Raw genomic sequence first — 12416 nt, forward strand, 5'->3', positions numbered from 1 at the left:
GCGGTTGCGGCGCGGAGTGTCCGGTACAGCGCTGTGACAGACGCTGTGACACGAGGACGGCGGACGGGACGTCAACGACGCCCCGTACGCGGTCGGTTCGTACACCTGACGGGTTCTCGCCGTGACACGGCGGAGCGGAACCCCGCGGGTTCGGCGCGGGGTCAGCGGGCGGTCTCGCGCAGCAGCCGCTGCCAGGCGGTGGCGACCGGGGCGAGGTCGAAGCGGGCGAGGGCGTGGCTGCGGGCGGCGGCGGCGTAGGGGGCGCGGTCGGCGGCGAGCAGGGTGCGCAGGGCCTCGGCGAGGGCGGCGGGGTCGCCGGGCGGGACGAGCAGGCCGCTGACGCCGGGGCGGACCACGTCGGAGACCCAGCCGACGTCGGTGGCCACCGCCGGGACGCCCGCCAGCGCGGCCTCGATCAGCACGCCGGGGACGCCCTCGGAGTCGCTGGTGAGCAGCAGCAGGTCGGCGGCCCGGTAGAGCGCGGCCGGGTCGTCGAGCGGGCCGAGCAGGTGGGTGCGCGGGCCCGGGGCGAGGGTGGCGCGCAGCGGGCCCGCGCCGGCCAGCGCGAGGTGGACGTCGGCGGGGAGCAGGGCGTGCGCGGCGAGGGCGAGGTCGGGCCGCTTCTCGGGGCTGAGCGCGCCGATCCAGGCGATCAGCGGGGCGTCGGCGGGCAGGCCCCGGGCGGGCAGGCCGAGCGCGGCCCGGGCGTCCGCGCGGTCGGCGGGGGTGGCGGCGGGCGGGAAGCGGTCGGCCGGGCGGGCGTTCGGGATGGCCCGCAGGCGGCGGGCCGGGAGGCGGAAGCGGGTCCGCAGCACCTCGACGGCCTGCGGGGAGATCGCGGCGACGGCGGCCGCCCGGTGCAGGAACGCGCCGACCCGCAGGCGGCGCAGCGGGTCGGCCGTCCAGTGCCGGGGGTCGCCGATGTTGACGTACACGAAGGGGGTGCGGGACGCGAACAGGCCGAGTGCGCACGCCTGCAGGGTCGACGAGCCGTGCGCGACCACCACGTCCGCCCGGGCGGCGGCCCGGCGCAGCGCCCGCAGCGTCGCGGGGTGGTGCCGGGACGGGCCGAGCACGGGGACACCGGTCGCGGCGGGGCCGGCGTCGGGGTGCGGGTGCAGCGCGACCAGGGCGGAGTGCTGGCCGCGCCGCGCCAGTTCCCCGTGCAGGTCGCGGGCGAGGCGCTGCGCGCCGCGGGCCCTGGGGTCGGTGATGACGTGGAGTACCCGCGGCTCGGCCATGGCGCCGACCCTAACCGAGCGGGCCGGGGCGGGGCGGGGGTTCGGCGCGGAACGGCGGGCGGCACGGCCGGGCCCGGGGCGGCAGCAGGGCAGTTCCGGGCTTCGGCGGACGCGGGGCGGGTCGGGCTGGGATGCTGAGCGGCGGTCAGGGGGTGGCCTGGGCGAGGGGGTTGGCACGGTGCGCGTGGTGTACGTGATCGACAGCGTGAGTCGGGTGGGCGGGGCGGAGCAGGGGCTGGTGGCGATGGCCCCGCTGCTGGTGCGGGCGGGGGTGGAGCTGCACGTCGCGTTCCTGAAGGAGTCGCCGGGCGGGTTCCAGGAGGAGCTGCGGGCGGCGGGGGCGGGGGTGCTGCCGGTGCTGCGGGGGTCGCGGCGGGCGCGGGTGGCGGCGTTGCGGGAGGAGTTCGCGCGGCTGCGGCCGGACCTGGTGCACACGACGCTGTACGAGTCGGACGTGCTGGGTCGGGCGGCGGCGTTCGCGGCGCGGGTGCCGGTGGTGTCGAGCCTGGTGAATTCGGCGTACGGTCCGGAGCACCTGCACGCGCGGGGGCTGAGCCCGTGGAAGGTGCGGGCGGCGCAGGCGGTGGACGCGGTGACGGCGCAGGGGGTGCGGCGGTTCCACGCGCTGACGGAGCACGTCGCGGACGTGATGGCGCGGCGGTTGCGGGTGGCGCGGCGGCGGATCGACGTGGTGCCCCGGGGGCGGGACCCGCTGCTGCTGGGGCGGGTGACGCCGGAGCGGCGGGCGGCGGTGCGGGCGGGGCTGGGGTTGGACGGGGAGGTGCCGGTGGTGCTGGCAGCGGCCCGGCAGCAGTACCAGAAGGGCCTGGACGTGCTGGTGTCGGCGTGGCCGCGGGTGCGGGAGGGGCGGCCGGACGCGGTGCTGCTGCTGGCGGGGAGCCGGGGGGCGGAGACGCCTCGGCTGGAGGAGTTGGCGGCCCGGACGGAGGGGGTGCGGTTCCTCGGGCCGCGCGACGACGTGTTCGACCTGATGGCGGCGGTGGAGGTGTTCGCGGTGCCGTCGCGCTGGGAGGGGTTGGGCAGCGCGGCGATGGAGGCGATGGGGGTGGGGGTGCCGCTGGTGTGCGCGGACGTGGCGGCGCTGCGGGAGACGGTGGGCGGTTCGGAGGAGTGCGCGCTGCTGGTGCCGCCGGAGCGGCCGGAGGCGCTGGCGGGGGCGCTGGTGCGGGCGTTGGAGGAGCGCGGGGAGGCGCTGGTGCGGGCGAAGGCGGCACGGGCGCGTTTCCTGGCGGGGTACACGCTGGAGCAGGTGTCGGCGCGGATGGTGGAGTTCTACGGGCGCGCACTGGCCTGACGGCGGCGGGGCGGTTCTGCCACCTACCGGGCCACCTACCGGGCCGCCCCGCCGGGCCGGACACCGGGCCGGACACCGGGCGGACGTTTTTGATGACGTCACGTCAGTTCGTCTGCGTGCGTCCGGAATCCGGCCGAACCCAGGTGTCAGTATGGCCAAAGCGCTTGCGCCGCAGGTCCGGGGCGGGAAGCATCGGGCGCGGGGGAGGGCCGTGCGGGGGCGGCCCCTGGCGTTTCGTTTTCTCTCCGGCCGCAGCCGGGGCGCGCGGGGCGCGGGCCCGGTGCTGCTCCCGGGGGGATCCGTGGTCCGGCGCGTCCGGGCCGGCCGTACCGATGCGCGCCGCCCGCGGGGGCGGGGGCGGCCGTGGGCGCGTGTGCACCGTGACGAGGCGAGGGGAACCAACCGGTGGAACCGGCAAATCTGTTCACCGTTCTGCGGCGGTACTGGCGGCTGCTGGCGGCCTGCACGGCCGCCGCGCTGGTCGTGGGTTTCCTGCTGACGCCGGCCGGGGACGCCGTCGACAACGGCAAGTGGCAGTGCAAGGTGGCGATAACGCCGGTGGCGGGCGCGGCGGACACCGTGCGCGCGGACCAGGTGCTGTCGTACGCGCAGGGTTCGGCGGTGACCACGGCGGCGGCGCAGAAGTTGCACCTCACGGACGTGGCGGCGCTGACCGCGCGCCGGACGGTGGTGGCGGAGTCGCCGCAGATGCTGCTGTTCACCACGACGGGTCCGACCCAGCCGTCCTGCCTGGAGCTGGCGGCGGCGCTGTCGGAGGCGACGATCATCGGCTACGCGCAGGAGTCGAAGAAGAGCGCGGACGAGTCGATCAAGCGGCTGCAGGCGCAGGCGGACGCGCAGCAGAAGCAGTTGGACGAGCTGCAGAAGTCGTTCAGCAAGGCGAACGCGACCGATCAGGCCAAGCTGCAGCCGCAGATGTCGACGGCGACGGCGGCGCTGACCAAGACCCTCGGGGCCATCGCCGACCTGCAGAACTACAGCCAGACCGACGCGATCCAGCAGTGGGGTTCGATCGACGCCAAGGAGCTGGGCGGCAGCCTGCTGTCCTCGCCCTCGCGCGGGGTGCGGCTGACGCTGGCGGTGGTGCTGGGGCTGGCGCTGGGTGTGGTGGCGGCGCTGATGCTGTCCCGGATGGACACCCGGCTGCGGACCCGGGACGGCACCGAGGAGGCGTTCAACCTGCCGGTGATCGGCGAGATCCCGAGCCTGTCGCGGCGGCTGCGGCGGCTGCGCGAGCCGCTGGTGACGGCCCGCCCGGCGGACCCGGCGACCGAGGCGTACCGTTCGCTCCGCTCCACGCTGCTGCTGACCGGCCCGGAGGCGCTGTCGGGGCAGCTCGGCCAGGGCGGCCTGGACCAGGACGACCGGCGGGTGCGGCGGGCGGTGGAGCCGGCGCCGGTGGTGCTGGTGATGTCGGGCCGCTCGGGGGACGGCCGGACCAGCACGGTGGCGAACCTGGCGGCGGCGCTGGGCGAGACCGGCCGCCAGGTGCTGGTGCTGGACTGCGACTTCCGGCAGCCGGAGCTGAACCTGCAGTTCGGGATGGACGAGGGCCCCGGCATGGCGGAGCTGCTCTCCGGTGAGCAGCGGACCGACCTGGTGGAACTGATCCGGCCGACCCGGGTGCCGAACGTGGCGATGATCTCGGGCGGCCACGCGACGGCGTACCCGGCGGCGCTGGTGCTGCGCGCCGGCGAGGTGCTGGCGCTGGCCCGGCGGCACGCGGACGTGGTGCTGATCGACTCCTCGCCGCTGCTGAACGCGAACGACGCGTACGACCTGGTGCAGCACGCGGACGCGGTGCTGGTGACGCTGATGGCGGGCAACGTCCGCCCGGAGGAGGCCGACCGGGTCTCCGAGCTGCTGGCCCGCACCGGGGTGCCGGTGGCGGGCGTGGCGCTGCTGGGCGCGGAGGTCGCCACCGGGCGGCGCCACCGCTCGCTGCGGCTGCCGGGCCGCCTGGGCGGGCGCGGCGAGCCGGGCGCGGAGCCGGGCCGGCCGACGCTGCCGCGGGCGGCGGAGGGCGCGGCGGCGGAGCGGGGGGTCGAGCAGCACCGCCCCGAGCCGCAGCGGCCGGAGTCCCACCGCCCGGAGTCGCACCGCCCGGAGCAGCGGCGGCCGGAGCCGCGGCGCCCGGAGCACCAGCGGGCGGCGGACTCCCGCCGGGGCGAGCCGGTGTACGGGGTGCCGGGCGAGGGCCCGGTGCGGCGGGACGGCACCACGAGTTGGGGCCGCCGCCCGGCGGAGCTGCCGCCGGAGGAGCCGGTGGAGACCACCCTGCAGCTGCGGCTGGGCGAGGAGCGGTGAGCGGCGGCCGGGTGCGGGTGCTCTGGCTGGCGAAGGGCCTGGGCCGGGGCGGGGCGGAGCAGTTGCTGCTGAACTGCGTGCGGCACGCGGACCGTTCGCGCTACGACATCGAGGTGGCGTACGTGCTGCCGCACAAGGACGCGCTGGTGCCGGCGCTGGCGGCGGCGGGCGTCCCGGCGCACTGCCTGGGCGGGGCGCCGGGGTGGCGCTGGCCGCTGCGGCTGCGGGCGCTGCTGGCGGAGCGCCGCTACGACCTGGTGCACACGCACATGCCGGTGCCGGCGGTCGCGGCCCGGCTGCTGGCGCTCGGCCGGGGCGGGCCGCGGCTGGTGCACACCGAGCACAACCTGTGGGAGCGCTACCGGCGGCCGACCCGCTGGGCGAACGCGCTGACGTACCGGCGCAACGACGCGGTGATCGCGGTGTCGCACGCGGTGGCGGCGGGGGTCACCCGGCGGCGGGCGGGCGAGTGGCTGAGCGTGGTGCACCACGGGCCGGACCTGGGCGGCGCGCCGTCGGGACCGGCGGCGCGGCGGGCGGCCCGGGCCGCGCTGGGACTGCCCGAGGACGCGCTGGTGGTCGGCTCGGTCGGCAACCTGACCGCGAAGAAGGACCAGGCGACGCTGCTGGCGGCGTTCGCGCGGCTGCGCGAGCGGGAGCCGTCCGCCCGGCTGGTGCTGGTCGGGTCCGGGCCGCTGGAGGCCGAGTTGAGGGCGAGGGCGGGCGAGGGGGTGCTGTTCGCGGGCATGCGGGCGGACGTGCCGGAGCTGCTGCCGGGCTGGGACGTGTTCTGCCTGAGCTCGCGCCAGGAGGGCCTGCCGGTGGCGCTGATGGAGGCGATGACCTCGGGCCTGCCGTCGGTGGTGACCCGGGTCGGCGGCATGCCGGAGGTGCTGGACGACGGCGTGCAGGGCCGGCTGGTGCCGCCGGGCGATCCGGCGGCGCTGGCCTCGGCGCTGGGCGAGCTGGCCGATCCGGTCCTGCGGGAGCGGATGGGCGCGGCGGCCCGGGCGCGGTCGGAGTCCTTCGACGTGGCGGGCGCGCAGCGGGCGATCGAGCGGGTGTACGCGCGGGTCCTGGCGGACTGACGGGTGGGGCGGGAGCACGACGTGGGTGACGGACTGACGTACCGCGGGCTGGAGCCGGCGGACGTGCCGGCGGTGCTGGAGCTGTTGACGGCCTCGCTGGCGGGCGGCCCGACCGGGCGGCGCAGCGCGGAGTTCTTCGACTGGAAGCACCGGGCGAACCCGTTCGGGTCGAGCCCGGGCCTGGTCGCGGTGGCGGACGACGGCCGGGTGGCGGGGGTGCGGCTGTTCCTGCGCTGGGAGTGGCGGGACGGCGCGGGGCGGACGGTGCGGGCGGTGCGCCCGGTGGACACCGCGACGCACCCGGACTTCCAGGGCCGCGGGATCTTCCGCCGGCTGACCACCCGACTGCTCGAACAGGTGTCCGGCGAGGCGGAGCTGGTGTTCAACACGCCGAACGGGAACAGCCTGCCGGGCTACCTGCGGATGGGCTGGCGGGAGCTGGGCCGGGTGCCGGTGGCGCTGCGGGTGGCCCGGCCGGTGTCGTTCGCCCGGGGCGCCCGGGCGGCGCTGACCCGGCGGCCCGGCCCCTCGGGGCCGCCGCGCTGCGAACTGCCCTCCGCCGCCGACTGGCTGGCCTCCGCCGGGGCCCGACCGGGCGGGCGGCTGGCCGAGCTGCTGGCCGAGCGCGAACGGGCGGACGCGGCCGATCCCCGGCTGCACACCGTCCGCACCGCCGAGTACCTGGCCTGGCGGTACGGGTCGGCGCCGGGCCTGGACTACCGGGTGGCGACGGTCGAGCGGGGCGGCGAGCTGGTCGGGGTGGCGTTCGGACGGCCCCGGCGGCGCGGCCCGCTGGCCGAGTTCACGCTGGCCGAGCTGGTCGTCCGCCCGGGCGACCGGGACGCGGCGGCCCGGCTGCTGCGCGCGGCGGCGGCGGCCGGCTGCGACCACGCGGCGACCCACCTGGCGCCGGGCACCGAGGCGGCCTCGGCGGCCCTGCGGGCGGGCTGCCTGCGGGCGCCGCGCACCGGCATGGTGCTGGCGGCCCGCACCCCCACCGGCCCGCTGCCGGCCGAACGGGGACTGGCCGACTGGCGGTTCAGCCTCGGCGACCTGGAGGTCTTCTGATGGCGGTGCTGCTCGCGACCCGGTCCGCCACGGCCGGGCTGCGCGGCACGCTGCGCCGGAGCCGGCTGACGCTGCTGGCCTGGGCGGCGGTGCTGGGCTACGTGACGGTGTTCGTGCTGGCGATGGTGCACACCACGTACGACACCTGGGGGGCGCTGCTGGTGGCGCCCGCGCTGATGGCGATCGGCACGCCGGTCCTGGCGCGGGTGGCGGGGGCGAACCCGGAGCCCCGGGTGTTCCGGCTGCTGATGGTGGCGATGGCGGCGAAGCTGGCCTGCGCGTTCCCCCGGTACCTGATGGCGTTCGTGCTGTACGGCGGCGCGGCGGACGCCAAGATGTACCACCAGAAGGGCTCCGACCTGGCCCGCTACCTGACCACCGCGGACCTCTCGGCCGGGCTGCACTACGACCTGGGGATGAAGGTCGCGGGCACCGGTTTCGTCATCATCGTCACCGGCGTGGTCTACGCGGTGACCGGGCCGACCCTGGTCGGCGGGTTCCTGGTGTTCTCCTGGATGGGCTTCTGGGGGCTGCTGTTCTTCTGGCGGGCGCTGCAGATCGCCTTCCCGGAGGCGGACTCGCGGCGCTACGCGAAGCTGGTGTTCTTCCTGCCCTCGCTGCTGTTCTGGCCGTCCAGCATCGGCAAGGACGCCTGGATGATGTTCTGCCTGGGCCTGACCACGTACGGGGTGGCCCGGCTGCTGGACCGGCGGTTCGGCGCGTTCGCGTGCATCGCGCTGGGGTCGCTGGGCACCGCGATGGTGCGGCCGCACGTGACGGTGCTGGCGGGCGCGGGCCTGAGCGTGGCGTACCTGCTGCGCAAGCGGCCCCGGCAGGTGTCGGCGCTGGGGCCGCTGCGGACGGTGCTGACGGCGGCGGTGCTGGGCGTGGGCGTGATGCTGATGCTGCAGCAGGTGTCGACCTTCTTCGGCACCGCGGGCACCGGCGGGGACGCGGTCAACCAGGTGCTGTCGGAGACCTCGCGGCGCACCTCGCAGGGCGACTCGGTGATCAACGCGGCGACCGCGGACGAGCCGGCGCCCGCGTTCAGCCTGAACCCGCTGAAGCTGCCGATGTCGGTGGTGAGCGTGCTGTTCCGGCCGTTCCCGTTCGAGGCGTCGAACGTCCAGAACCTGATCCAGTCGGTGGAGTGCTTCGCGCTGCTGGTGATGTTCGTCCGGGCCTGGCCGCAGCTGGCGCGGATCCCGAAGCTGTTCGTCCAGCGCTCGTACGTGGCCTTCACGGTGGTGTACACGCTGCTGTTCTGCTGGGCGTTCTCGACCATCAACAACATGGGCATCCTCTCCCGCGAACGGGTGCAGGTGCTGCCGCTGGTGCTGGTGCTGCTGGCGATCCCGAGACCGGCCGCGGACCGGCCGCTGCGGCGCCGTCGGCGCCCGCCGCGCTGGCTCGCCCAGCCCGGCCAGTGGGGCGCCGCCCGGCCCCGACCCGAACTCCCGGCCGCCGTCGGCGCGCCGGGTCCGTCTCGAACCCAGGGGGGCTCGACCGCATGACGACCGACCGCACCGCCCACGCCCGCACCGCCCACGCCGGCACCGCCCACGGCCACGACCGCCCGGCCGTCCTCGGCGGGGCGCCCGCCTTCCCCGAGGGCCTGCCGCTGACCCGGGTGCGGGTGCCCGACCGGGAGGGGCTGCTGGAGCGGCTGGCCGGGGTGCTGGACTCCGGGATGCTCACCAACGGGCCGACCGTGCGCGAACTGGAGGAGCGGGCCGCCGAGTTGCTGGAGGTGCCGCACGTGGTGGCGGTGTCCAACTGCACGGCGGGCCTGATGCTGGTGCTGCAGGCGGCCGGGGTCGGCGGGGGCCGGCCGGTGCTGATGCCGGGCTTCACCTTCTCGGCGACCGCGCACGCCGCGCACTGGGCGGGCGGCACCCCGCTGTTCGCGGAGGCCCGGGAGCAGGACATCACGCTCGACCCGGTGGACGCCGAGGCCCGGCTGAAGGCCGCCGACTCCCCCGCCGCGGTCATGGCCACCCACGTGTACGGCACGCCCTGCCAGACCGAGGAGCTGCAGCGGATCGCCGACGCGGCCGGGGTGCCGCTGGTGTACGACGCGGCGCACGGCCTGGGCTCGAAGCGGCGCGGCGTGCCGGTCGGCAACTTCGGCCTGGCCGAGGTGTTCTCGATGAGCCCGACCAAGGTCGCGGTGGCGGGCGAGGGCGGCCTGGTCGCCACCCGGGACGCCGCGCTCGCCCGGACCCTGCGCACCGCCCGCGACTACGGCAACCCGGGCGACTACGACACGCTGTTCCCCGGCCTGAACGCCCGGATGAGCGAGCTGCACGCGGCCGTCGGCCTGACCTGGCTGACCGGCCTGCCCGAGCGGGTCGCCCACCGCGGCGCGCTGGTGGCCGAGTTCGCCCGCACCACGGCCGGCCTGCCCGGCCTGCGGCTGGCCCGGCCGGAGGAGGGCGACACGTCCACCTTCAAGGACCTGACGCTGGTCCTGGACGCCGGGGCGTTCGGCCTGGACAACCGGCAGCTCGCCGACGCGCTGAAGGCCGAGGGGATCGACACCCGCCGGTACTTCCACCCGCCCGTCAACCGGCAGAAGTCGTACGCCCACCTCGGGCAGGCGGAGGAGCTGCCGCGCACCGACCGGCTGGCGGCCTCGGTGCTGACCGTTCCGCTGTGGTCGCACATGGACGCGGCGACGGTGCGCCGGGTCGCCGACGCGGTGGTGCGTATCCAGCCCTTCGCGGCCGAGGTGCGCGGTGCGCTCGGGGGCGTCTGAGCGAGCCTCGCAAGACGGTTCGGCCGTTAGTCGGATCAGGTGAACTCGGTTGGACCGCAGGGAGGTTGGAGGGCCAGGATGGCCGTCATGTTCAAGGGATTCCGCAGCTTCCTGCTGCGCGGCAACGTCGTCGACCTCGCGGTCGGCATCGTCATCGGCGCGGCCTTCACGGCCGTCGTCACCGGTTTCGTCGCGGCCTTCCTGACCCCGCTGATCGGCATCGCCACCGGCGCGGTCGGCGACTTCAGCAAGGAGGCGTTCAGCGTCACCGGGGTGACCTTCCCGTACGGCGCGTTCCTCCAGGCCCTGATCAGCTTCGTGCTGGTCGCCGCGGTGATCTACTTCGCCGTGGTGATGCCGGTCGGCAAGCTGCAGAACCGTTTCAACCCGGTCAAGGACACCCCGGTGGCCAAGGCCGACTGCCCCGAGTGCCTCAGCACCGTGCCGGCCGCCGCGACCCGCTGCGCGCACTGCACCAGCGAGCTCGCCGGCCGTCCCGGCTTCCCGGCCCAGGCCGCCGCGGTCGCCCGCTGACGCACCCGCCGCACCACCCCGGCCCGGACGGCTCCCGCCGCCGGGCCGGGCCCGTTCCGGCGGGCTCCGCCCGAAGTGGATCTCCGGTCTGGACCACTGCGGTCTTAACGGAACCTTACGTCGGCCCGATCGGGGGCTTTTGTCCCGCTCCGAATGAGCGGGTGGTGCACGGACGATGGATCCCGGATGACCGAAACGAGACGTCGTTTCGCCCGAACCTGCCCGCAAATGCCCGATTTAAGCGAGCGAAGAGTCTGTAAACAGTTGAACTCCAGGCCGTTCCGCTCTCCTCAGCAGGCGTGTTGTGGGCTTACGGTATGCCCCATGACCTCGCCCCGCTCCTACGACGGAGTCGGCTACCCCTCTCCGTCCTTCTCCTCCGGCACGCCCATCTACGACAGCCTGGTCGCAGAGCGCGGCATCCCGCAGATCGCACCCATCAACGTGCCCCCGGCCCTCCCGGCCTCCTCCTGGTCCTCCGCCTACGGCAGCGGCTTCGGCCCCGGCTTCGACGCCCCCCAGTCGAACCTGCCCGCGCTGCCCCCGGCCCGCCTCGCGCTCGGCCCCGGCCCGAGCAGCACCCCGGCCCCGACGCCGTACATCCCGACCCAGCCGGGCGGCTACGCGCACGCGCCGATGCCGCAGCAGGGCGGCTACGCGAGCGCCCCGCAGGGCTTCCCGAACCAGCGCCCGGCCGCGCCGTTCCAGCCGCAGCCCGCGCAGGCCTACCCGGCCCCGCAGGCGCCCGGCAGCGGCTTCGCCAACGCCCCGCAGAGCTTCACGCCGACCTTCAACTCGCAGCAGTTCGGCGCCCAGCCGGCCCCGCAGCAGCAGCAGTTCGGCGACCAGTCGTTCGGCGGCAACTCCTTCGGCGGCAACGGGCTGCGCCCCGCCGCGGCCCCGCAGCAGTACCCGCAGTACCGGCAGTACCCGCAGGCCGGCTGAGAACCCCTCGGGGGGCAAGGTCACCACGCGACGACGCGTTTCATCCCCCACACCCGCCGGCCGCCCGGGCCGGCCCCCGGGCCCTGTCCGAAGGACCCCACCGGTTCCCCGCACCCCTCCCCCGGGGTGCGGGGAACCGTTCGTACGGGGGTGCGGGCGCCTGGCAGGATAGGCGGCATGCCGCGCCTCGCCTCCCTGCACCTGTACCCGGTCAAGTCGATGTACCGCCTCAGCCCGCCGTCCGCGACGGTGCAGCCCTGGGGCCTGGCGGGCGACCGCCGCTGGATGCTGGTGGACGCCACCGGCACCGCGCTCACCCAGCGCGACGAACCCTCGATCGGGCGGTTCCGGCCCGTCCCGTCCGCCGACGGCAGCTCGCTCACCCTGACCGGCCCGGACGGCGCCGTCCACGCGCTGGCCGCCCCGACCCTGGCCGCCGGTGCCCCGGAGACCGAGGTCGCCGTCTTCGGGACGCGCTTCTCCGCCGCGGAGGCCCCCAAGGAGACCTCCGCCTGGCTGACCGAGCGACTGCCCGCCGACCTCGGCGAGGTCCGCCTGGTGCACCTGGACCGCCCCGCCACCAGCCGCCCGATCGACCCCGACTACGCGGGCCCGGACGAGACCGTCTCGATGGCCGACGGCTTCCCGCTGCTGGTCACCACCACCGCCTCGCTGGCCGAGCTGAACGCCAGGATCGCCGACGACCACCCCGACGACCCGCGCAAGGCCGCCGCGCTGCCGATGGAGCGGTTCCGGCCCAACCTGGTGGTGGACGGCACCGACCCCTGGGCCGAGGACGGCTGGCGGCGGATCCGGGTCGGCGCCCTGGAGTTCCGGATCGCCAAGCCGTGCGGCCGCTGCCTGGTCACCACCACCGACCAGGAGACCGGCGAACGGCGCGGCCCCGAACCGCTGCGCGCGCTGGGACGCCACCACCGCATCGGCCAGAAGCTGGTGTTCGGCCAGAACCTGGTGCCGGTGCGCGGCGCCTCCGCCGCCGAGGTCCTCGGGACGCTGAGCGTCGGCGACGAGGTGGAGGTGCTGGAGAGCGGCCCGGCGCCGCAGCTCGACCGGCACTGAGCCCGGGCCGCGCCGGGTCCCGCCGCCGGGCCGCGCCGTCAGCTTCGCGCCACCGGAAC

Annotated in this window: 10 protein-coding genes; 9 read left to right on the forward strand and 1 reads right to left on the reverse strand. The window is 76.2% G+C overall.

Annotated elements, in window-relative coordinates; genetic code table 11:
- Window positions 1-161: 161 nt before the first annotated feature.
- Window positions 162-1241 (reverse strand): glycosyltransferase, encoded by a 1080-nt coding sequence (locus ACZ3J7_RS32615; RefSeq protein ID WP_465627004.1) that lies wholly within the window; start codon window positions 1239-1241, stop codon window positions 162-164.
- Between the two features lie 178 nt (window positions 1242-1419).
- Between ACZ3J7_RS32615 and ACZ3J7_RS32620 the strand changes: the two genes are divergently transcribed.
- The 9 genes from ACZ3J7_RS32620 (at window position 1420) to ACZ3J7_RS32660 (ending at window position 12357) form a co-directional block, all read left to right on the forward strand.
- Window positions 1420-2556: a glycosyltransferase family 4 protein gene (locus ACZ3J7_RS32620; protein WP_465627005.1), complete on the forward strand. Its 1137-nt coding sequence runs from the start codon at window positions 1420-1422 to the stop codon at window positions 2554-2556.
- A gap of 405 nt (window positions 2557-2961) precedes the next feature.
- Window positions 2962-4884 (forward strand): tyrosine-protein kinase family protein, encoded by a 1923-nt coding sequence (locus tag ACZ3J7_RS32625; RefSeq protein ID WP_465627006.1) that lies wholly within the window; start codon window positions 2962-2964, stop codon window positions 4882-4884.
- A complete protein-coding gene (locus ACZ3J7_RS32630; protein ID WP_465627007.1) occupies window positions 4881-5972 on the forward strand; it encodes a glycosyltransferase in 1092 nt (363 codons plus the stop codon). The genes ACZ3J7_RS32625 and ACZ3J7_RS32630 overlap by 4 nt, the downstream gene beginning before the upstream one ends.
- Window positions 5973-5993: 21 nt before the next feature.
- The gene (locus tag ACZ3J7_RS32635) at window positions 5994-7040 is read left to right on the forward strand and encodes a GNAT family N-acetyltransferase (RefSeq protein WP_465627008.1); all 1047 of its coding nucleotides are present in this window, start codon (window positions 5994-5996) and stop codon (window positions 7038-7040) included.
- A complete protein-coding gene (locus tag ACZ3J7_RS32640; RefSeq protein WP_465627009.1) occupies window positions 7040-8554 on the forward strand; it encodes a hypothetical protein in 1515 nt (504 codons plus the stop codon). Before ACZ3J7_RS32635 ends, ACZ3J7_RS32640 begins: the two co-directional genes overlap by 1 nt.
- Entirely contained in the window at window positions 8551-9798 is a 1248-nt protein-coding gene (locus ACZ3J7_RS32645) for a DegT/DnrJ/EryC1/StrS family aminotransferase (protein WP_465627010.1), read from the forward strand. The genes ACZ3J7_RS32640 and ACZ3J7_RS32645 overlap by 4 nt, the downstream gene beginning before the upstream one ends.
- An 87-nt stretch (window positions 9799-9885) precedes the next feature.
- The gene (gene mscL, locus ACZ3J7_RS32650) at window positions 9886-10332 is read left to right on the forward strand and encodes a large conductance mechanosensitive channel protein MscL (RefSeq protein ID WP_465627011.1); all 447 of its coding nucleotides are present in this window, start codon (window positions 9886-9888) and stop codon (window positions 10330-10332) included.
- A gap of 324 nt (window positions 10333-10656) precedes the next feature.
- Entirely contained in the window at window positions 10657-11277 is a 621-nt protein-coding gene (locus ACZ3J7_RS32655) for a DUF6643 family protein (RefSeq protein WP_465627012.1), read from the forward strand.
- Between the two features lie 177 nt (window positions 11278-11454).
- On the forward strand, window positions 11455-12357 hold the full coding sequence (locus tag ACZ3J7_RS32660; protein ID WP_465627013.1) for an MOSC domain-containing protein: 903 nt from the start codon (window positions 11455-11457) through the stop codon (window positions 12355-12357).
- The last annotated feature ends 59 nt before the right edge of the window (window positions 12358-12416 follow it).

This window comes from Kitasatospora sp. NPDC015121 (assembly GCF_055562955.1).

What these genes read in the sequence shown, in the direction of transcription:
- ACZ3J7_RS32615 (WP_465627004.1), bottom strand. Translation starts at nt 1,241, where the DNA reads ATGGCCGAGCCGCGGGTACTCCACGTCATCACCGACCCCAGGGCCCGC.
- ACZ3J7_RS32640 (WP_465627009.1), top strand. Translation starts at nt 7,040, where the DNA reads ATGGCGGTGCTGCTCGCGACCCGGTCCGCCACGGCCGGGCTGCGCGGC.
- ACZ3J7_RS32645 (WP_465627010.1), top strand. Translation starts at nt 8,551, where the DNA reads ATGACGACCGACCGCACCGCCCACGCCCGCACCGCCCACGCCGGCACC.
- mscL (WP_465627011.1), top strand. Translation starts at nt 9,886, where the DNA reads ATGTTCAAGGGATTCCGCAGCTTCCTGCTGCGCGGCAACGTCGTCGAC.
- ACZ3J7_RS32655 (WP_465627012.1), top strand. Translation starts at nt 10,657, where the DNA reads ATGACCTCGCCCCGCTCCTACGACGGAGTCGGCTACCCCTCTCCGTCC.
- ACZ3J7_RS32660 (WP_465627013.1), top strand. Translation starts at nt 11,455, where the DNA reads ATGCCGCGCCTCGCCTCCCTGCACCTGTACCCGGTCAAGTCGATGTAC.